This is a genomic window from Micromonospora sp. CPCC 206060 (assembly GCF_036906895.1).
Classification (GTDB): Bacteria; Actinomycetota; Actinomycetes; order Mycobacteriales; family Micromonosporaceae; genus Micromonospora.
Map to the genome: position 1 here is coordinate 18,227 of NZ_JBAKHU010000028.1, position 19,203 is coordinate 37,429.

Genomic DNA, 19,203 nt, shown 5'->3' on the forward strand with positions numbered 1-19,203 from the left:
GGGCTGACCGGCCCGGCGCCCGGCGGCGGGGTGCGACCGCCGTCGCGGCCCGGCGCCGGCAGGCACCATGGTCGGATGCACATCCGTCCCATCTCACCCGAGCGGCTCGTCACCGAACTCGTCGACCGGCTGACCGGTACCGAACCGGCCCGCCGACTGCGGGTCGCCGTGGACGGCCCGCCCGCCGCCGGGCCGGAGCTACTCGCCGACGCCCTCGTCGACCCGCTGCGTGCCCGGGGCCGGCCGGTCCTGCGGGTCTGCACCGACGACTTCCTCCGCCCGGCCTCGCTGCGTCTCGAATACGGCCGGACCAACCCCGACGCCTACTACACCGGCTGGCTGGACGAGTCGGCGCTGCGTCGCGAGGTGCTCGACCCGGCCGCTCCTGCGGGCTCGGGTCGACTGCTGCCGGCGTTCTGGGACGCCCGCACCGACCGGGCCACCCGCGCCGAGTACGTCACCCTGCCGCCCGGTGGCGTGGTACTGGTCAGCGGCGCGTTCCTGCTCGGCGGTGGACTGCCCTTCGACGTGACCGTCCACCTGGTGCTCTCCCCGGCCGCGTTGGCCCGGCGTACCGGGCCCGACCAGCGGTGGACCCTGCCGGCCTTCGCCCGGTACGCCGAGGAGGTCGCCCCGGACACCTTCGCCGACGTGGTGGTCCGGGTCGACGATCCCCGGCATCCCGCTCTGGTGGAGTCCGGGCGGCACAGCTGAGGTACGGAAAATAGCCGGTTTGGCCCGCCAGAGGGTGGGGTATTCGCCCGGCTCAACAGCGGCCCGCACCCACGGCGAATGCCGGGAGTCCGGGCCTCCGGCTTGCGAGGAAAGGCAGGGCACCATGCTCGTCCACGACACGGTCAGCACGGGGCGGTCCGAGGCGGATGTCGACCAGATCCGGCTCTCCCTGCAGGCCCGTTACGACGAACTGAGCGCGGAGTACGAGCAGGCGGTCCAGCAGAGCCAGATCCTGCGGCTGGTCGAGGTCGGTGACACCGCCGGTGACGACCAGGCCGACAGCGGTACCAAGACCGCCGAGCGGGACACCGCCCAGTCGCTGCTGCGCACCATCCTCGACCGTCGGGCGCAGTACGAGCACGCGCTGGCCCGTCTCCAGGAGGGCACCTACGGCTGGTGCGAGGGCTGCCAGGCGCCGATCCCGGTGGAACGGCTGGAGATCTTCCCGTCGGCGACCTCCTGCGTGTCCTGCAAGCAGCACCGGGAACGTCGGGCGGCCTGAGGCCCCGACGCGGGGACCGGGCGGGGGCGCGGGGCGCGACGGCCGGCACCGGGGAGGCCGGGGATGGGCGGGGATGGGCGGGATCAAGGTCGGTACGGCCTCCTGGACCGACCGTACGCTGCTCGAATCGGGGTGGTATCCGCCGGAGGCGGACACCCCGGAGAAGCGGCTCGCCCACTACGCCAGCCGGTTCCCGCTGGTCGAGGTGGACGCCACCTACTACGCCCCGCCCGCAGAGCGCACGGCGGCGCTCTGGGTGGCCCGTACCCCGCCGGACTTCACCTTCAACATCAAGGCTTTCAGCCTGCTCACCGGACATCCCACCCGGGTGTCCGCGCTCTACGCCGACCTACGCCCGGCCACCGACAAGCACACCATCTACCCGGCCGACCTGCCCGCCGCCGCCTACGAGGAGGTCTGGAGCCGGTTCCTGAGCGCGCTCGACCCACTGGTGGCCGCGGGCAAGCTCGGCGCGGTGCTGTTCCAGTTCCCGCCCTGGTTCACCCTCCGGCGGGACAACAAGCAGTACCTGCTGGAGGTGCGGCGCCGCTGCGCCCCGCTGCGTGCGGTCTTCGAGTTCCGCCATGCGTCCTGGTTCGCCGGTGACAACCGTGCCGAGACGCTGGACTTCCTGCGCCGGCACGAGCTGCCGTACGTCTGCGTGGACATGCCGCAGGGACACCGGTCGTCGGTGCCGCCGGTGCTGGCCGCCACCGCCGACCTGGCCGTGGTGCGGTTCCACGGACACAGTGCACGGTGGACCAGCCGGGACATCCACGAGAAGTTCGGGTACCGCTACTCCGATCGGGAGTTGCGCGAGTGGGCGCCGAAACTGCGGGAACTGGCCGCCGACGCCGGGCAGACCCACGTGCTCCTCAACAACTGCTTCCGCGATTATGCCCAGACCAACGCGGCGACCCTGGCCACCCTGCTCGGCGCGGACTGACCGGAGCGACTGTGGGCCGCCCGTCGACGGGTTCACCCGGGCCGGGTGAGGCCGACTCACCCCCGGCCGGACCAGCGTCGACGACAGCCCCGGCGCAGGCTGTCGCGGGAGACCGGCTGTCGCGGGCGCCGGACGAAATCCAGGGACGGGAGGTTCGGTGTGGCATCTCGGGTGGTACGCAGTCGGGGCGGGCAGGCCACGGTGACGCGGGTCGCGCCGCCGGGGGACCGCAACGGTCCGCACCGGTGCGTGGTGCGTCCCGGCCGGGTCAGCCCGACCCGGATCGTACGGGGCAGCGCAGGACCGCCGCCGCGCGACGATCGACGGTTGGAAACCGACGGACGGGGGTGTGCCGATGGCTAGGGAACCGATTTCCGTGTTCGAGTCGTCGTTGGACAAGACCAATCTCATCCTGAAGGACATCGAGCAGGCGTACGGGTGGTCGAAGGACCGGCGCAACCAGTCCTACGCGGCGCTGCGTACGGTCCTGCACCTGCTGCGCGACCGGATGCCGGTGCAGGAGTGCGTGGAGTTCTCCGCGCAGCTGCCGGTGCTGGTCCGGGGGGTCTACTTCGATGGGTGGGACCCGGCCAACGTACCGGTCAAACTGAACCGGGACGACTTCCTCTACGAGGTCCGGCAGGGCTTCCCGTACGACGTGGAGGGCGGCCCGGCACGGGTGGTGCAGGTGGTGCTGGACACCCTGCGCCGACATGTCACCCAGGGCGAGTGGTCCGACGTGAAGTCGAACATGCCCAAGGACCTGGACCGCATGATCCCGTGACCGGATGACCCGGTCATGACGCGGTGCCGGGGGTCCGGGTCACCGGATCACCCCGGCGCCGCGCCAGCGTGCCGAGGGCGACCGCGTCGACGATCGGTGCGGTGGCCCGGTACGGACATCGTCCCCCGGACGGGGCCACCTACACGGAAACGCCCGTGCACGGGCCCCGTCTTCTCTACGGTCGGGTTAGAGAAGATCGCGCGGGGGGTACCACCGCTGCACCACGAACCCCGGCGTAGGGCGGGGATGCGGACCGAGGGAGCACCGATGAGACTCAACGACGACGACATCCGGACCAGTGGCACCGCCGGCCTAGAAGGCCCTGCGGACGGTGGGGCGACCCCGGGTCAGCAGGACGGTGGCGCGGATGGTGGTGCCGAGGGTCCGGCGGACGGTGGGGCGACCCCGGGTCAGCAGGACGGCGGTGCCGACGGCGGTGCTGACCGTGGTGCCGACCGTGGCGCCGACCGTGGTGCCGACCGTGGTGCCCGGTAGAACGGCCTGACCGATGACGACCCGATCGCCGGGCGGCCCACCCGGCCGCCCGGCGGCGTTCCCGGACCCGACCACGGTGCTCCACCGGTGCATCGCCGTGGAGCCGGAGAAGTTCGCCGCCGCACACTGGGGCCGAGGCCCGTTGCTGTCCCGCGCCGCCGAGCTACCCAACCCGGCCGGGTTCACCGACCTGTTCAGCCCCGCTGACGCTGACGAACTGCTCAGCCGACGCGGCCTGCGTACCCCGTTCCTGCGGGTGGCCAGGGACGGCCAGCTCGTGCCGGCGGCGCGGTACACCGGCGGCGGTGGTGCCGGCGCCGAGATCGGTGACCAGGTACTCGACGAGCGGGTGCTGGAGTTGTACGCCTCCGGGGCCACGCTGGTCCTCCAGGGCCTGCACCGCACCTGGCCGCCGCTGGTCGACTTCGCCCGCGAACTCGGCGCCGCCCTGGGCCAGCCGCTCCAGATCAACGCCTACCTCACGCCGGCCGGCAGCCAGGGCTTCGCCACCCACTACGACACCCACGACGTCCTCGTGCTCCAGGTCGACGGGCACAAGCACTGGCGGATCCACGCCCCGGTGCTGCCCGACCCGCTGGAGCGGCAGCCGTGGGGCGGCCGGGCCGACGAGGTGGGTGCGGTCGCCGACGGACCACCCGCGCTGGACGTGGTCCTCGGCCCCGGTGACGCCCTCTACCTGCCGCGCGGCTGGCTGCACAGCGCGCAGGCGCAGCAGTCCCCGTCGTTGCACCTGACCGTCGGGATCCGGGCGTTGACCCGGTACGCGCTCGTCGAGGAACTCCTCACGCTCGCCGCCGCCGATCAGCGGCTGCGCACCTCGCTACCGTTCGGCATCGACCTGGCGGATCCCGACGAGGTGGAGCCGGAGCTGACCGAGACGGTCGACGCATTGCGCGACTGGCTGCTGCGGGCCGACCCGGCCGAGGTCGCCGACCGGTTGCGGACGAGGCTCTGGCCGGCGTCGCGGCCGGCGCCGATCCGGCCGCTCGCCCAGGCTGCGCTGTTCGCCGGGGTCGACGCCGACACCCGGCTCACCGTCCGATCCGGACTGCGGTGGCAGCTCACCGACGACGGACGGCGCGACGCGTCGTCCAACGAGGACGTTGACGGGTCCGGTGGTGCTGGCACGGCGACCGTGACGCTGTGGATCTTCGACCGGAGCATCACCTTCCCCGGTCAGTGCGCGCCGGCGCTGCGGGCGCTGCTCACCGGCACGGTGTCCCGGGTCGGCGACCTGCCCGGCCTCGACGACGACGCCGACCGGGTGGTGCTGGCCCGCCGGCTGCTCCGCGAGGCGGTGGCCGTACCGGCCTGACTCCACACTTCCCGCACCACCCGACATCCGTTGATCATGAAGTTGTTGCCGCGACACGCCGGGGCGTGCGACAACAACTTCATGATCAACCGAGGCGGTCCGGCGCGGGCGGGGAGGTTCGGGGGTTGGGAGGTCCGGGGAGCGGAGAGGTCCTTGGAGGGCCGGGGAGGGGACTCAGCGGGCCAGGGCCAGCAGGGTGACCGTGGTGACCACGCCGCCGATCAGCACCAGGGCCATCGGTCGTGGGCCCAACGTCGCGTGCCGCCGGTCGGCGAGCAGCTTCGCCGGGCCCAGTCCGGCCACCGGACCGAGCAGGGTCACCACCAGCGCCAGCACCGGCATGCCGACCGCCAGGTCACCGCCCTTGCTCACCCCGAACGCCCGGATCGCCGCACCCAGGCCGTACGCCACGGCAGCGGCGAGCACCCCGCACGCCACCAGCAGCGGGTTGGCCGAGCCGGGCAGCTCGCCGGGGCGGCGTACCCGGTTCAGCAGCTCCCGTACCCCGTCGATCAGCCGGTCCGGATCGTCGGAGGCGCCCGGCACGGGGGAGGGTGGCGGGCCCACCCGGCGGGCGCCGATCCGGCCGGCGAGCACCTGCCACAGGTGGGCGGCCTCGGTCTCCACCTGCTCGGCCTGCTCGGTCGCCGCCGCGTACTCCACCTCGGCGGCGCGTACCTGCTCCTCGGCGGTGCGTACGGCGCGCTTCGCGGCGGCGCACTGCCGCGCGTACCAGTCGTGCGCCTCGGCGCGCTGGGCGTCGCTGGCCGCGCTGAGCCCGGCCAGTTCGCGCAGCAGCGACTGGTAGGACGCCCGGTCCAGGTCGGCGCCGCTCATCGGGTCAGCCCGTAGGGAATGATCACCTGTCCGGTGCGGTGTACCGCCCGGTCGAAGAACAACCCCCGCCACGGACGCGGGTACCAGTCCGGGCCGCCGGTGCCCGGGTACAGCGAGGACGACAGCTCCCCGCCCTGCACGTCCAACGCCACCCAGGCTCCGATCTGGTCGGTCCGTGACGCCGGGCCGCCGAGGTCGGCCCGCATCCGGGCCACCCCGCGCCACCAGGCCAGGACATGGGTACGCCGTTCCGGCCCGTCGTGCAGGATCCGGCGCAGGTGCTCCAGCCCGGTCCGCTTGCCGACCCGCCCGGCGAGCTGACCGGAGGCCGCGTCGACGGCGTAGAGCAGCAGATAGTGCGGCTGTCCGGTGCCGTGCCCCAGCCCGTCGGCGGTCTCGGCGACCAGCTCGGGGACGGTCTCCTCGTCGTACCAGGCGGCGTCGTCGGCCAGCTCCTCGTAGAGCGCGCGGGCCGGGGCGTCCGCGTCGGGGTCGAGACAGGCGATGGAGAACCGGGCGGTGCCGGGACGGTGCTGGCGGGCCAGCGACCGGGCGGCGGCGTCCAGCACCGCGCAGGCCTCGTCCACCCGGGTACCGAGCACCGCGAGGTTGCGGCCCGGTGCCCGGGGCAGCCGTAGCCCTGCCGAGCGGGCCTGGACGTCGATGATCTCGCCGAGCAGCGCGACCGGTCCCCGGGAGCCGGTCTCCTGGGCCGGGTCCAGCGCCCGGAAGTCCGGCGCCTCGGCGAGCCGGGGGATGGCATCACCGTCGAACAGTCGGGCGGGTGCGGCGTCGGCCGGGCGCATCCGCCACAGCCGGTGCTGCAACTCGCTCCAGGTGCCCCAGTCGCTGGCCGAGGGGATGCGGGCGATCTGGTTGCCCTCGACCATGCCCGACTCGGCGTTGACCACGGCGTGGTAGCGGGGCAGGCTCTGCGCCGCGTCGTTGCGTTCGGCCAGGATGCGCAGCGCCTTGGGCAGGGCGATCCGCAGGGTGAACTGGGCCACCAGGGCCGGCCTGCCCCACAGCGCCTCGATGCCCCGCACGTCCTGCGAGGCGAGTACCAGGTGGATGCCCTGCGAGCGGCCCCGCCGGGCCAGGTCCTCCAGCAGGTCGGCGGCCTCGCGGGCCACCACGTCCCGACCGGCGAGCAGCATCTGGAACTCGTCGACCACCGCCACGATGCGCGGCCAGTGCCCGGTCGGGTCGACCGCGCGCAGCTCGGCGAGCTTGGTCACCTCGTGCTTCTTGGCCGCGTCGGCCCGGCGGCGCAGCTCCTCGGCGAGGAACCGCAGCAGCGCCAGTCCGAACTCCCGGTCGGTGTTGACGTTGATTCCGACCAGTCGCATGTGCGGCAGCCAGCTCGGGTCGCGCCGGCCCTGGGCGAACCGGGCGAAGGACACCCCCTCCTTGAAGTCGAGCAGGTAGAACTCCAGCTCGGCGGGGGAGTAGCGGGACGCCAGCGCACCGATCCAGGCGAAGATCAGGTTGGTCTTGCCGGTGCCGGACGGGCCGCCGATCAGCGCGTGCGGCGGGTAGTCGCCGAGGGTGAGCAGCACCGGCCGGCCGAGTGGATCCTCACCGATCGGCGCGTGCAGCGCCTCGGACGAATCCTCCTGCCACATCTGCTCGGGATCCGGCAGCAGATCGGTGAAGGGCGCCGGGGCCGGGCCGGCGTTGACTTCGGCGGCCACCTGCCGGCAGGTGGCGTTGACCAGCGCCGCTGCGGGTGGCGGGTCGAGCCGGACGGTCAGGCTGGCCGCGTGGGCGATCCGGGTGGCGTCGGGGTCGACCACGATCCGGCGTACCGACGGCTCGTCCGGCAGCTCGATGCCCCGCACCACCAGGTGCACCCCGCAGGCGGCACCGGTCCGGACCACCCGGTCGAGCTGGCCGCGTTCGTGCCGGTTCAGCTCGTCGCCGCCGAGCAGCACCGCCACCCGCCACGGCTCCGGACGGCGGCCGGTGGCGGTGGCCAGCTCGCGCAGGGAGCCGTACTCCCCGGCGAGCACGGTCTCGTTGATCCGGCGGATCTGGTCCACCAGGTCGTCGAGGAGTCGACCCAGTCCACCCGGGCCGACGAAGGTGAGCAGCCCGGCGGTGGACAGCGGGGCGAAGCCGGCCAGCCCGCCACCGAGATGCTCCGGGTCGTACCCGACCAGCCGGACCCCGCCGGGGCGGCCCCGACCCAGGGCGCGCAGCAGCAGGGTGGTGACCACCGCGTCGCAGCCGTCCCGGTCGGTGCCGGAGACGTGCACGTGCCCGGTGTCGAGCAGCGGTACCAGCGCCGGGACGGCCACGGTGCCAGGCAGCGGTATCTCGCCGATGCGCAGCACACCGGGGGACTCGATGCGGTCCACCGGGGTGGGCTGCCAGCCCGACCAGTCCGCCCCGGCGGCGCCGGGGGCCTCCCGGTGCGCGGCCCGGAGGGCGCGGTGGGCCAGGTCCACGATCCGGGCCGCGTGCTGTGCGTCGATCTCGGCGAGTCGCTGGTCGCGGTCCGCGCCGACCCGTGGTGGGACGCGCTCGGCCGCCTGGCGGGTACGCGCCAGCCGGTGGCGTCCGGCGTCCAGGTCGGTTCGCGCCGCGTCCTGCCGGGCCTGTGCCGCGCCGAGGGCGTGCGACAGCATGGTCCGGACCCGTTGGGTGAGCTGGGCCCGTAGATCAGCCATCGGACTCCTGTCGTTCCGGCAGGTCCCGACCGAGCCGGTCGAGCAGCAGGCCGGTGAGCACCCCGGAGGTCACCGCCGCGTCGGCCGGGTGCGGGCGTTCCTCGGGTTTGTCGGGCTGCTTAGGCGGTGGCATCCGGCAGATCCGGGTGAGCAGCATCTCCAGCGCCGCCGGGGGCAGCCCGGGGAGCAGGTCGCGGACCTTCGGGTCCAGGTCGCTGCGCAGCCGGTCCAGATCCTGCGCCCGGGGCGGGTGGCCGAGCAGGTCGGTGGCCAGGTCCCGCAGCAGCGGCGGGGTGACCGCCGCCATGCCCAGGCCGACGTCGGCGTGGGCCCGGTCGAGTTCCCGGTGCAGCCGGTCCCGGTCACCCGAGCGGACCCCCTCGGCCACCCGGCGCAGCAGCTCCCCGGCGTCGGTGACCTGCTCGTCCGGCTCACCCGGCGGACCCTCGGCGTGCCCGGTCAGCTCCGCGACCCGCACCGACCACCAGCGGCGCACCGACGGTGTCTCGCGTGGTTCGCTCTCCACCGGGGTCTCCGGTGCGGCGTCCGGTCGCGGTGCGTCGTGCTTCGGTTGGCGCCGGTCACCCGCCGGCTGCCGGCCGGTGTCCGGGGCGAGCCCGATCGCCGCCAGGTAGGACGACAGTTGTTCCTGCGCCACCCGCAGCGCGTGGCCGGCGCTCTCGGCGTGTTCGGTGGCGGCGGACAGCTCCGGCACCCCCATCGGGTTGCTGGACTCCTGGCGTACCCAGCGCAGCCGCTCGGCGGCGAGTCCCAGCTTCTCCAGTGCCTGCAGGATCAGGGCCACCGGCAGTTCCTCGGAGGTGGCCCGGATCTGTGCGCCCAGATCCTCGACGATGGACATGGCGGCTCAGAGGCTGGAGACGTAGAGCTCTGCCTGCTCCACCGCAGTCAGGGTGGCCGCGAGGCACTCCTCCAGCTCCTGGCTGGCCTGGGTGAGCGACGCCTGGGCTGCCTCAACCGTCTCGTGCCCGCTGCCCTCCAACGCCCCGGCCAGGGTCTGCTGGGCCTCGGCCAGCTTCTCGCTGGCGGCCTGGACGGCGGCCTGGCCGTCACCGATCTGTTGGAGCGCGATGTCGATGGCGGCCTTCAGCTCGGCGACGCTCGCCACGGTGAAACCTCCTGGGGGCGGGGAGGGCTCCATTAGAGCCTAACCTGTCCGGGGGCGGACAACCGCCCTGTCGCTTTGCTGCCCGACTGTCCGATCCCGGTGAGACGGCGCCCCGCACGATATAGGTCGTTGCCCGTTGCGCCAACGCGCCGCCACCGAACGGGCGGTCAGATGACTGACAGTGCGCAATCAGGCACCCCGAGTTGCCATCCTGCGCAGTGGCCCCGATCGGTGATCCGCCCGGGTGTCAGTCCTGCGCCGTGGCCCCCGGTCGGTGATCCGCCCGGGTGTCAGTCCGGCGCCGGAGCGCGGTCGTCCAGCCACCGTGGGCCCCGCACCTGGGCGCCCAGCGCGGACACCCGGTCCCGGAGCTGCCGGTCGGCGGTGACCACCACGCACGGCCGGTTGCCGGCGGCCGCCACCAGCGCCACCAGGGCGTCGTCCCCGGAACCCGACGCGGCCACCACGGCGACCCCCGGCACTGCGGGCACCCGCCGGGCGGCCCCCTCCAGCACCAGCACCACCTCGACCGGCGGTGGCAAATCCGGCCGGCCCATCCCGGTCAGCGGCACCAGCCGGTCCCGCAGCCGGGCCGCCGCCCCGGCCCGGTCCCGCCACCAGCCGTCCGGCCGTGACCCGACGACGTTCGCGCCGTCCACCACCACCATCGGTATCCCACCCATCCCCCCAGCGTGCCACCCGGGCACGTTTGTCTCCCCGACCGCCGGGTAGCCCACGCCGACCGTGCCGCGCGGATGGGGGGACACACCATGACGCAGGGACCCGAGGACTTCGGCTCCGACCCCTGGGACGAGTTCCTGGCCCGGTACTTCGGCCGGGCCGAGGGCCGCCGGCCGCACCGCGTGGACATCACCCGACTGATGACCGCCGACGCCCGGGAGATGCTCGCCGACGCGGCCCGGCGGGCGGCCCAGAAGCGCAGCAACGACCTGGACACCGACCATCTGCTCTGGGCGGGACTGCAACGCGAACCGCTGCGCGACCTGGTCTCCCGGGCCGGCGCCGACCCCGACGCGCTGGTCAACGCCCTCGGTGGGCGGGGCGACGGCGCTCCCCGGGGGGAGGTTCCGCCGAACCTGTCGCTCACCCCGGCGGCCAAGCGGGCACTGCTCGACGCCCACCAGCTCTCCCGGGCGATGGGGGCGAACTACATCGGCCCGGAACACATCCTGATGGCGCTGCCGCTCAACCCCGAGTCGCCGGCCGGCCGGATGCTCGCCGCCGGTCGGATCCAACCCGAGTCGTTGCAGGCCGCCGGGCAGGAGCGCGGGGCCGCCCCGGAGGCCCGGCCGGACCGGGGGACACCCACCCTCGACCAGTACGGCCAGGATCTCACCGACCTGGCCCGGGCCGACCAGATCGACCCGGTGATCGGTCGGGCCGACGAGATCGAGCAGGCCGTCGAGATCCTGTCCCGGCGGACCAAGAACAACCCGGTGCTCATCGGTGAGGCCGGCGTCGGCAAGACCGCGATCGTCGAGGGACTGGCCGAGCGGATCTGCGACGGCGACGTGCCCCGTACCCTGCTCAACAAGCGGGTGATCCAGCTCGACCTGGCCGGTCTGGTGGCCGGTACCCGCTACCGGGGTGACTTCGAGGAACGGCTGAAGAAGGTCATCGAGGAGATCCGCGCGCACCGCGAGGAACTGATCGTCTTCCTCGACGAGATCCACACCCTGGTCGGCGCGGGCGGCGCCGGCAGCGAGGGCGGCCTGGACGCCAGCAACATGCTCAAGCCCGCCCTGGCCCGCGGTGAGCTGCGGGTCATCGGTGCCACCACGCTCAACGAGTACCGGCGCACCATCGAGAAGGACGCCGCCCTGGCCCGGCGGTTCCAGCCGGTGTTCGTACCGGAGCCGTCGGTGGAGAACACGGTGGCCATCCTGCGCGGGCTGCGGGACCGGTACGAGGCCCACCATCAGGTCCGGTTCACCGACGAGGCGCTGGTCGCGGCGGCCGAGCTCTCCGACCGGTACGTCACCGACCGGTTCCTGCCGGACAAGGCGATCGACCTGATCGACCAGGCCGGTGCCCGGGTACGGCTGCGTACCCGCACCCCGGCGGCGGACGTCCGGGAGTTGGAGCGGCAGCTCGACGACGTCCGGCGGGACAAGGAGCAGGCGGTCGCCGACGAGCAGTACGAACGGGCGTCGGCGCTGCGTGACCGGTTGCAGGAGCTGCGCGAGCAGATCGAGGCGGCCCGGGGTACGGACAGCGACCCGCATCGGGTGCCCCAGGTCGGCCAGGCCGAGATCGCCGAGGTGGTCTCCCGGGCCACCGGCATCCCGGTCAACCAGCTCACGGAGGAGGAACGCGACCGGCTGCTGCGGCTGGAAGCGCATCTGCACGAGAAGGTCATCGGCCAGGACGACGCGGTGGCGGCGGTCGCCGAGGCGGTACGCCGTTCGCGTACCGGGCTGGCCGATCCGAACCGGCCGATGGGTAGTTTCCTCTTCCTCGGCCCGACCGGGGTGGGCAAGACCGAGCTGGGCCGGGCGCTGGCCGAGGCGCTCTTCGGTGATGTCGACCGGATGGTCCGGCTGGACATGAGCGAGTTCCAGGAGAAGCACACGGTCAGCCGGCTCGTCGGCGCCCCGCCCGGGTACGTCGGCTACGAGGAGGCCGGGCAGTTGACCGAGGTGGTCCGCCGTCGCCCGTACGCGGTGGTGCTGCTCGACGAGATCGAGAAGGCCCACCCGGACGTGTTCAACATCCTGCTCCAGGTGCTCGACGACGGGCGGCTGACCGACAGCCAGGGGCGGACGGTGAACTTCAAGAACACCGTGATGATCATGACGAGCAACCTGGGTTCGGAGCTGATCACCGGAAGTCAGCGCAGCGTGGGCTTCGCCGGCGCCGACACCGGGGTCGATCAGGAAGCCGCCGACCTGCGGGAACGGCTGATGCGCCGGTTGCAGGAACAGTTCCGCCCGGAGTTCCTGAACCGAATCGACGAGATCATCATCTTCCGCCGGTTGGAGACCGCCCAACTCCGCCAGATCACCGAGCTGCTGCTGGCCGAGACCCGCCGCCGCCTGCACGCCCAGGACATCACGATCGAGGTCACCACCGCCGGGGTGGACTGGCTCGCCGAGCACGGCTACCAACCGGAGTTCGGCGCCCGACCACTGCGCCGGGTCATCCAGCGGGAGCTGGACAACCGGCTCTCCCGGATGCTGCTCGACGGCAGCATCTCGCCGGGGCAGCGGATCACGGTGGACGCCCGCGACGGGCAGCTCCACATCGACGTGGCGGCGGGGGACCGGTACGCCCCGGCGGTCACCACCAACCCCCGGTGACACCGGCTGGTCCAGCGGTCTGTGGGGCACGGGCCGAGCAGGGAGCCGGCCGTGGGGGAGCGTGAGGGGGAGCCAACCGTGAGCCAGCCCGAGGAAGCCGAGGAGAAGAGCCCGAAGACCGACCCGATCCTCGCCCCGCCCACGGCCAACCCGGACCGGGTGCGGGTGCCGCCGGAGGGGTTGGGCGGCATGTCGGAGGAGGGCGAGCCGGGCCGGCCCGGCCGCACGCCGGAGGAGGAGGACCGCTGATGGCACGCGAGACGCGTACCGACCCCGAGGTCGAAACGATCTGGCAGGACTTCCACGAGCACGTCAACGTCACCTCGGAGCAGCTGCGTAGCTGGCTGCTCACCCGGGGGTCGGGTGAGGAGACCTTCCCGGCGGACCCGGACCTGGCGCTGCCCGAACCGGGCCGGCAGATCCTCGCCGTGCTGGGCAAGCGCAAGGTCGACCTGACCCGGGTGGACATCGACGTCATGCGGGCGGCGGTGGAGGGGATCGACGCCCTGCTGGACGAGCGACCGCCGCGCGGCAACGCCGAGGACCAGTGGCGGCACGCCCTGCTCGACCTCGGGCACGATCCGCTCCGGGAACGCTGACCGACCGGCGGCACGGAGGAGACCTGCACCCGGGCGGTGACCCGGACACCCGCGGAGTGACCCGGACACCGGCCGGTGCCCGGGTCACTCCGTGCCCACGCTGCTCACTCCGTGCCCACGCTGCCGATCGGCAGGCCCATCGCGTCCACCATGGCCTGCCGCTCGGCCCGCACCTGTTCCTCGCGGGCCAGCAGGGTGGCGTACTCGGCGATGTCGTCCGTCCCTGGCACCGCCGGCACCCGGCGCAGGAAGGCCTCGATGTCCCGGGAGGCGGCGGTGTGCGCGGCGGCGGCCTGCCGGGCGGTGTCCCGGTCGTCGGCGGGCTGGTGCGGATCGGTCATGGGGCGGTGACTACCCCGTTCGGGCCGGTTCGCACCCCATCCGCCTCACCGGTCCACCAGGTGGCTGACCGTCCCCGGGTACGCCCCGAACGACGGGTTGCGCAGCAACCAGGCCAGATAGTGCGGGTGCGGGCTCAGCGAGTCGGTGTACGCGGCCCGGGCCAGCTCCAGCACCTCGTCGGCGAAGCGGGCCGCCGGGGCGTCCGGATGCCAACCCAGCAGCAACCGCCAGCGCAACGGCGCCTCGGCCAACGGTCGGGTGACCAGACCCGGCACCGGCCGGAACATCGCCTGGCACAGCGCCACCGCCTCACCCGCCTCGACCAGGTCCACGCAGCCCCGTACGTCGGTCTCGTAGAGCTTGCGGGGGGTGAAGCCGGCCCGGGCGCAGGCGGCGGCGAAGCAGTCCCCGAAGCAGCCGTCACCCGGTGCGGCCACCCACTGCTCCCCGGCCAGGGCACGCAACGGCACCTCCTCCCGCGCGGCCATCGGGTGCCGCTCGGGCAACAGCACGAAGACCGGGTCGCAGGCCACCTCCCGCCAGCTCAACGCGTACTCCGCCGACGGTGTGGCGTCCCCGCACACCCCGGTCAGCGCGTAGTCCAGCCGGCCGGTGCGGACCAACCGGGCCAGCTCGTCCACCGACCAGGACGCGTAGGTGCTGATCTGCGCCGCCGGCCGGGTACTGGCCAGCCGGTGCACCAGCCGGCCCAGGATCGGGCTGTTCACCCCGCCGAAGCGGTACCGGCTCAGCGCGCTGCCCGCCTCGGCCAGCCGGGCCGCCTCGTCCTGTAGTCCCTTCATCGCCGGCAGCAGGACCCGGGCCCGGTCCAGTACCAGTTCGCCCAGCGCGGTCGGGCGTGCGCCACGCCGGTCCCGCTCGAACAGCGGACCGCCCAGGGCGCGCTCGATGCGCTGGAGCTGTGCGGTCAGGGCGGGCTGGGCCAGACCCAGGGCCGATGCCGCCTTCGTCACGCTGCCGGTCTCCGCGATCGCGCAGACCACCTTGAGGTGTCGCAGCTCCAGATTCATAGCGTGACGGTAGGGCTGCGAAGCGATAAAGGGGAAGACCTTCGATGTTAAGTCGACCGTTACCAGCCCGATCCGGTCACTGTCGGGGCGGGTCGTCCAGGTCGCTCGGGTACGTCCGCCGGCCGGTCACCGCGTCCCGGACCTTGTCGACCACGCCCAGCGCCGGCTCGACCACCCGGTTCCACGGCGGGGTCGCCGGGGTGTCCGGGTGCGGTCGGGTCGGCGCCGCCTCCTCGGCGATCTCCAGCCGGTTGCCGAGCCGGATCAGCTCCTCGGTGCGGGCCGCCCTCCGTAACCGGGGCAGCACCGTGTCGTCCACCCACCGGACGTGCCGGCCGAGTAGCTCGGCGATCTCGCCGGCCAGCCCGGCGTGCGCCGGGTCGGTCACCTCCGTCCCGGACAGTGCCGCCAGCCCGCGCAGCAGGGCGTCGTCGGTGGCCAGTTCCCCGTCGGCCACCTCGTCCCCGGCGGGCAGGGCGGACCGGGCGGCCGGGATGAGGTACTGCTCCTCGGCCGAGAGGTGCCGGGACAGCGCGGCGGTGAACACCTCACCGACCTCCCGGCGCCGCTGCGGGTCGGTGCCCGGGTCGGTCAGCTCTGCGCAGAGGCCGGTGAGCTGCCGGTGCTCCTCGGACACGATCTCCACCACGCTGCGGCCACCTGGCCGGTAGCCGGAGTCGTCGGTGGGCGGCAGGGGTGGCAGGGGGACGCTCACGGGACCCTCCAGGGCTGACGGTGGTGCACCCGCCGGTACCCGGACTCCGGCCCCACGAAACCCGGACCGGCCTGCCGGGCACTCCGTCGATCTGTTCCGGCTGGTATGAACGACCCATGACTGCCGACGCCGCCTCCGCCCCGCCCAGTCCGACCGACGAGGTCGTCGAACTCTGCCGCGACCTGCTCCGCATCGACACCACCAACACCGGCGACAACGCCACCAGTGCCGGGGAGCGCCGGGCGGCGGAGTACGTCGCGGAACGGCTGCACGAGGTGGGCCTCGCCCCGGAGGTCCACGAGTCCGCGCCCGGCCGGGCCAACCTGGTGGTCCGCATCCCCGGCACCGACCCGGGCCGGGACGCGCTGCTGGTGCACGGCCACCTGGACGTGGTGCCCGCCGACGCCGACGAGTGGTCGGTGCACCCGTTCTCCGGGGAGGTCCGCGACGGCTACCTGTGGGGCCGGGGCGCGATCGACATGAAGGACTTCGACGCGATGGTGCTGGCCGTGGTGCGCGGTTGGCAACGCACCGGCGTGCGGCCGGCCCGGGACATCGTGCTCTGCTACACCGCCGACGAGGAGGCCGGCAGCGACTACGGGGCGCACTACCTGGTCGAGCAGCACCGGGACCTCTTCGACGGGTGCACCGAGGCGATCGGCGAGGTGGGTGGCTTCTCCTACTCGATCAACGCCGAGCAGCGGCTCTATCTGATCGAGACGGCCGAGAAGGGCATCGACTGGCTGCGGCTGCACGCCAAGGGCCGGCCCGGGCACGGGTCGATGGTGCACGACGACAACGCGGTGACCGCGCTCGCCGAGGCGGTCGCCCGGGTGGGCCGGCACCGCTTCCCGGTGGTGGTCACCCCGACCGTGCGGGCCTTCCTCGACGCGGTTTCCGACCTGCTCGGCATCGAGCTGGATCCGGACAACCCGGAAGCGGCGATCGCCAAGCTCGGGCCGATCGCGAACATCATCGGGGCGACCATCCGCAACACCGCCAACCCGACCCGGCTGGCCGCCGGCTACAAGGACAACGTCATCCCCGGCCGGGCCACCGCCACCATCGACTGCCGCAGCCTGCCCGGTCAGTCGGCGCTGCTGGAGCAGCAGCTACGCGAGCTGGTCGGCCCGGACATCGAGATCGAGTACGTCCAGCGCCAGCCGGCCCTGGAGACCACCTTCGACGGCGCGCTGGTGGAGGCGATGTCGTCGGCGCTGCTGGCCGAGGACCCGGGGGCCCGGCCGGTGCCGTACATGCTCTCCGGTGGCACCGACGCCAAGGCGTTCTCCCGGCTCGGCATCCGGTGCTTCGGGTTCGCCCCGCTGCGGCTGCCGGCGGACCTGAACTTCTCGGCGTTGTTCCATGGCATCGACGAGCGGGTGCCGGTCGACGGGCTACAGTTCGGCGTGCGGGTGCTCGACCGGTTCCTGCGCGACTGCTGATCCGCACCACCACCCGCTCACGCGGACGCCGCCCAACCGGCCCGCGGGATCCATGACGAAGGGACTGCCACACATGACCGACCAGCACGCCCAGCTGGACGCTGCCCTGGAGCGCGTGATCGAGGCCGCCCGGGGGCACCTGGCCGCGGTCAAGGCCGCCCAGGGCCGGGTCGACGACGACAACGTCTGGCAGGCGTACGTCGCGCTGAACAACGCCTCGTTCGCCTACGACGAGCTGCTGCTCGACGCGTTCGGTGAGGTGACGCCGTGGGACGTCGACTCGATCGACCCGGACGAGGCCGACGAGCGGTTCGGGGTCGGTCTGGGTGGGGCGGACGGCGTCGAGCCCGGTGACCCGCACCCCCGGGTGCTGTCGGTCCGTCAGCGTCGCGACTACCGGGTGCCCAGTGTCGCCGCGCTGATCCGGGTCGCCGAGGCGGCCCGCCGGGCGGCAACGCCCGAGGACGACGAGTCGGCGCCGGTCGAGGGGGTCGGTGAGGCGGTGCTGGAGCTGCTGCAGAGCGGTGACGGTTCGCTCGGTGCCCTCGACATTCCCGAGCTGGAGCCGCTGGACGGCGTGGTGATGGTCAGCGAGGTGGGCACGCCGGTCGACCTGGAGTCGTTCGACGACGACGACGCGGCCGGGCCGTTCCAGCCGGCCGCCGACGACCGCCTCGTCGGCCGGCTCGACGAGCACCCGTTCCTCGACCACGACCATGACCACGACGAGGTCGGGCACACGCACTGATCGGCCCACCCCGGGGCCTGGCCGGCTCGCCGGGCCCCGGGGCGCCGTTGGTGACGGTCAGTAGGACAGCCCCGGTTGCGACGTGTTGACCAGCCGGCGACGCAGCACCACCTGCCGCGTGCCGTCCCGGAACAGCCGCACCCGGGCCAGTTCCCAACCCGAGTACTCCGCCTGGATCGCCAACTGCGCCGCGGCGGTCAGCCGGTCGACGTTCGAGGGCAGCCGCAGCGGCGCGTATTCGTAGTCCATGCCCTCTATCCTGCCCACTACTGCCGGTCGGGCACCACCCCCGGTACGCCGTCGGCATACCCAGCGTGGCGGATGGTGCCGCCGCCGGTGCAGCAGGTCCTGCCGTTCCGAGGGATTCCTGTCGAGCTGCGCGCACAGACGGAGCAGCTCGACAGGAGCAGAGCCGGAGACCGACCGGCCGGGCACGCAGCGGCGGCCCCGGCCCGGTGACCGCTGCCGCGATCAGCCGTCGCGTTCCGGGTAGCCCACCGGCACCGCGGAGACGTCGTCGAGCGCGATGGTGATCTCCGCCGGCAGGTTCATCCGTTCCACCTGCAACGCGCCGATCAGCTGGCCCACGGTACGGGCACCGAGAATCGGGGCGACCACCCCCGGCCGGTCGCGCACCCAGGCCAGCGCCACCTCCATCGGGGAGACGCCCAGACCGCCGGCCGCGGTGGCCACCGCCTCGACGATGCTGGAGCAGCGCGGTTCCAGGTACCGGGCCACGAACCGCTCGAAGTGGGCCGAGGAGGCCCGGGAGTCCGCCGGCCGGCCGTGCCGGTACTTGCCGGTGAGCACCCCCCGGCCGAGCGGCGACCAGGGCAGCAGGCCGAGTCCCAGTTCGGCGCAGGCCGGCAGCACCTCCCGCTCGATGCCCCGCTCCAGCAGGGAGTACTCCATCTGCGCGGCCACCACCGGGGCGCGACCGGGATAGGCGGCCTGCCAGGTGGCGGCCCGGGCCGTCTGCCAGCCGGAGAAGTTCGACACCCCGATGTAGCGGACCCGCCCGCTGCCCACCGCGTGGTCGAGGGCGGCGAGGGTCTCCTCCAGCGGGGTGTCCGGGTCGTAGCCGTGCACCTGCCAGAGGTCGACGTGGTCGGTGCCGAGCCGGCGCAGCGAGGCGTCGAGGGTACGCAGCAGATGCCCCCGGGAGCCGTCCCGGCGGCGGGGGGAGCCGGGACGCAGTCCGGCCTTTGTGGCGATCAGCACATCGTCGCGGGGTACCAGGCTGCCCAGCAGGGAACCGATGACCGCCTCGGCGTCCCCGTCACCGTAGACGTCGGCGGTGTCGATCAGGTTGCCCCCGGCGTCGAGGTAGCTCTTCAATTGGGCGGCAGCGTCGTCGGCGTCGGTGTCCCGGCCCCAGGTCATGGTGCCGAGCGCGAGCCGCGAAACCGCCAGCCCGCTTCGGCCGAGCGGTCGCTGTTGCATGGGTGAACCTTATTTCGAACACTGCCCTACGGATATCCTCGGTCGGCGCCGATCACTCGACCGGTTCCCGACAGCAGCGTGGGGCCGGTGGGCCCGTCCCGACCGCCGTGTCGCCCCTGACGAC

Annotated in this window: 20 protein-coding genes and 1 pseudogene; 11 read left to right on the plus strand and 10 right to left on the minus strand. The window is 73.3% G+C overall.

Annotated features, from left to right (window positions below; all coding sequences use genetic code 11):
* Window positions 1–75 precede the first annotated feature (75 nt).
* The 6 genes and pseudogenes from V6U90_RS18405 (at window position 76) to V6U90_RS18430 (ending at window position 4,798) form a co-directional block, all read left to right on the plus strand.
* Entirely contained in the window at window positions 76–714 is a 639-nt protein-coding gene (locus V6U90_RS18405) for a uridine kinase (RefSeq protein ID WP_334437851.1), read from the plus strand.
* A 124-nt stretch (window positions 715–838) separates the two neighbouring features.
* A complete protein-coding gene (locus V6U90_RS18410) occupies window positions 839–1,237 on the plus strand; it encodes a TraR/DksA family transcriptional regulator (RefSeq protein ID WP_334437853.1) in 399 nt (132 codons plus the stop codon).
* A gap of 73 nt (window positions 1,238–1,310) precedes the next feature.
* Window positions 1,311–2,183 (plus strand): DUF72 domain-containing protein, encoded by an 873-nt coding sequence (locus V6U90_RS18415; RefSeq protein WP_334437856.1) that lies wholly within the window; start codon window positions 1,311–1,313, stop codon window positions 2,181–2,183.
* 355 nt (window positions 2,184–2,538) lie between these two features.
* Window positions 2,539–2,967, plus strand: coding sequence for a DUF2267 domain-containing protein (locus tag V6U90_RS18420; RefSeq protein ID WP_334437857.1), 429 nt, complete (start codon window positions 2,539–2,541; stop codon window positions 2,965–2,967).
* Between the two features lie 267 nt (window positions 2,968–3,234).
* Window positions 3,235–3,456, plus strand: a pseudogene (locus tag V6U90_RS18425) (hypothetical protein); the annotation flags it as partial.
* Window positions 3,457–3,475: 19 nt separating this feature from the next.
* The gene (locus V6U90_RS18430) at window positions 3,476–4,798 is read left to right on the plus strand and encodes a cupin domain-containing protein (RefSeq protein ID WP_334437861.1); all 1,323 of its coding nucleotides are present in this window, start codon (window positions 3,476–3,478) and stop codon (window positions 4,796–4,798) included.
* Window positions 4,799–4,972: 174 nt separating this feature from the next.
* On the opposite strand, the gene V6U90_RS18435 is transcribed toward V6U90_RS18430, so the two are convergent.
* The 5 genes from V6U90_RS18435 to V6U90_RS18455 form a co-directional block, all read right to left on the minus strand.
* Complete coding sequence (locus tag V6U90_RS18435; RefSeq protein WP_334437864.1) at window positions 4,973–5,635, minus strand: hypothetical protein; 663 nt, start codon at window positions 5,633–5,635, stop codon at window positions 4,973–4,975.
* On the minus strand, window positions 5,632–8,307 hold the full coding sequence (locus tag V6U90_RS18440; protein ID WP_334437867.1) for an FtsK/SpoIIIE domain-containing protein: 2,676 nt from the start codon (window positions 8,305–8,307) through the stop codon (window positions 5,632–5,634). Before V6U90_RS18440 ends, V6U90_RS18435 begins: the two co-directional genes overlap by 4 nt.
* Entirely contained in the window at window positions 8,300–9,169 is an 870-nt protein-coding gene (locus tag V6U90_RS18445) for a hypothetical protein (RefSeq protein WP_334437869.1), read from the minus strand. Before V6U90_RS18445 ends, V6U90_RS18440 begins: the two co-directional genes overlap by 8 nt.
* Window positions 9,170–9,175: 6 nt before the next feature.
* A complete protein-coding gene (locus V6U90_RS18450) occupies window positions 9,176–9,436 on the minus strand; it encodes a hypothetical protein (protein ID WP_334437871.1) in 261 nt (86 codons plus the stop codon).
* Between the two features lie 290 nt (window positions 9,437–9,726).
* Window positions 9,727–10,119, minus strand: coding sequence for a hypothetical protein (locus V6U90_RS18455; protein WP_334437873.1), 393 nt, complete (start codon window positions 10,117–10,119; stop codon window positions 9,727–9,729).
* 87 nt (window positions 10,120–10,206) lie between these two features.
* On the opposite strand from V6U90_RS18455, the gene V6U90_RS18460 reads away from it, so the two are divergent.
* The 3 genes from V6U90_RS18460 (at window position 10,207) to V6U90_RS18470 (ending at window position 13,355) form a co-directional block, all read left to right on the plus strand.
* Window positions 10,207–12,756 (plus strand): ATP-dependent Clp protease ATP-binding subunit, encoded by a 2,550-nt coding sequence (locus V6U90_RS18460; RefSeq protein ID WP_334437876.1) that lies wholly within the window; start codon window positions 10,207–10,209, stop codon window positions 12,754–12,756.
* Window positions 12,757–12,834: 78 nt separating this feature from the next.
* Window positions 12,835–13,005 (plus strand): hypothetical protein, encoded by a 171-nt coding sequence (locus V6U90_RS18465; protein WP_334437879.1) that lies wholly within the window; start codon window positions 12,835–12,837, stop codon window positions 13,003–13,005.
* Window positions 13,005–13,355 (plus strand): DUF3140 domain-containing protein, encoded by a 351-nt coding sequence (locus tag V6U90_RS18470; protein ID WP_334437882.1) that lies wholly within the window; start codon window positions 13,005–13,007, stop codon window positions 13,353–13,355. The genes V6U90_RS18465 and V6U90_RS18470 overlap by 1 nt, the downstream gene beginning before the upstream one ends.
* Window positions 13,356–13,459: 104 nt before the next feature.
* Here V6U90_RS18470 and V6U90_RS18475 read toward each other — a convergent pair whose 3' ends face one another.
* The 3 genes from V6U90_RS18475 to V6U90_RS18485 form a co-directional block, all read right to left on the minus strand.
* Complete coding sequence (locus V6U90_RS18475) at window positions 13,460–13,696, minus strand: hypothetical protein (RefSeq protein WP_334437885.1); 237 nt, start codon at window positions 13,694–13,696, stop codon at window positions 13,460–13,462.
* Window positions 13,697–13,741: 45 nt separating this feature from the next.
* Window positions 13,742–14,728 (minus strand): LysR family transcriptional regulator, encoded by a 987-nt coding sequence (locus tag V6U90_RS18480; RefSeq protein WP_334437888.1) that lies wholly within the window; start codon window positions 14,726–14,728, stop codon window positions 13,742–13,744.
* A gap of 76 nt (window positions 14,729–14,804) precedes the next feature.
* Window positions 14,805–15,443, minus strand: coding sequence for a hemerythrin domain-containing protein (locus tag V6U90_RS18485; RefSeq protein WP_334437891.1), 639 nt, complete (start codon window positions 15,441–15,443; stop codon window positions 14,805–14,807).
* 116 nt (window positions 15,444–15,559) lie between these two features.
* Here V6U90_RS18485 and V6U90_RS18490 point away from each other — a divergent pair, with 116 nt between their 5' ends.
* A complete protein-coding gene (locus tag V6U90_RS18490) occupies window positions 15,560–16,888 on the plus strand; it encodes a M20/M25/M40 family metallo-hydrolase (RefSeq protein WP_334437893.1) in 1,329 nt (442 codons plus the stop codon).
* A 73-nt stretch (window positions 16,889–16,961) separates the two neighbouring features.
* Window positions 16,962–17,636: a hypothetical protein gene (locus tag V6U90_RS18495; RefSeq protein WP_334437895.1), complete on the plus strand. Its 675-nt coding sequence runs from the start codon at window positions 16,962–16,964 to the stop codon at window positions 17,634–17,636.
* A 57-nt stretch (window positions 17,637–17,693) separates the two neighbouring features.
* Here V6U90_RS18495 and V6U90_RS18500 read toward each other — a convergent pair whose 3' ends face one another.
* Window positions 17,694–17,885, minus strand: a complete 192-nt coding sequence (locus V6U90_RS18500; RefSeq protein WP_334437897.1) for a DUF5703 family protein — start codon at window positions 17,883–17,885, stop codon at window positions 17,694–17,696.
* 222 nt (window positions 17,886–18,107) lie between these two features.
* Complete coding sequence (locus V6U90_RS18505; RefSeq protein ID WP_334437900.1) at window positions 18,108–19,079, minus strand: aldo/keto reductase; 972 nt, start codon at window positions 19,077–19,079, stop codon at window positions 18,108–18,110.
* Between the last annotated feature and the right edge of the window lie 124 nt (window positions 19,080–19,203).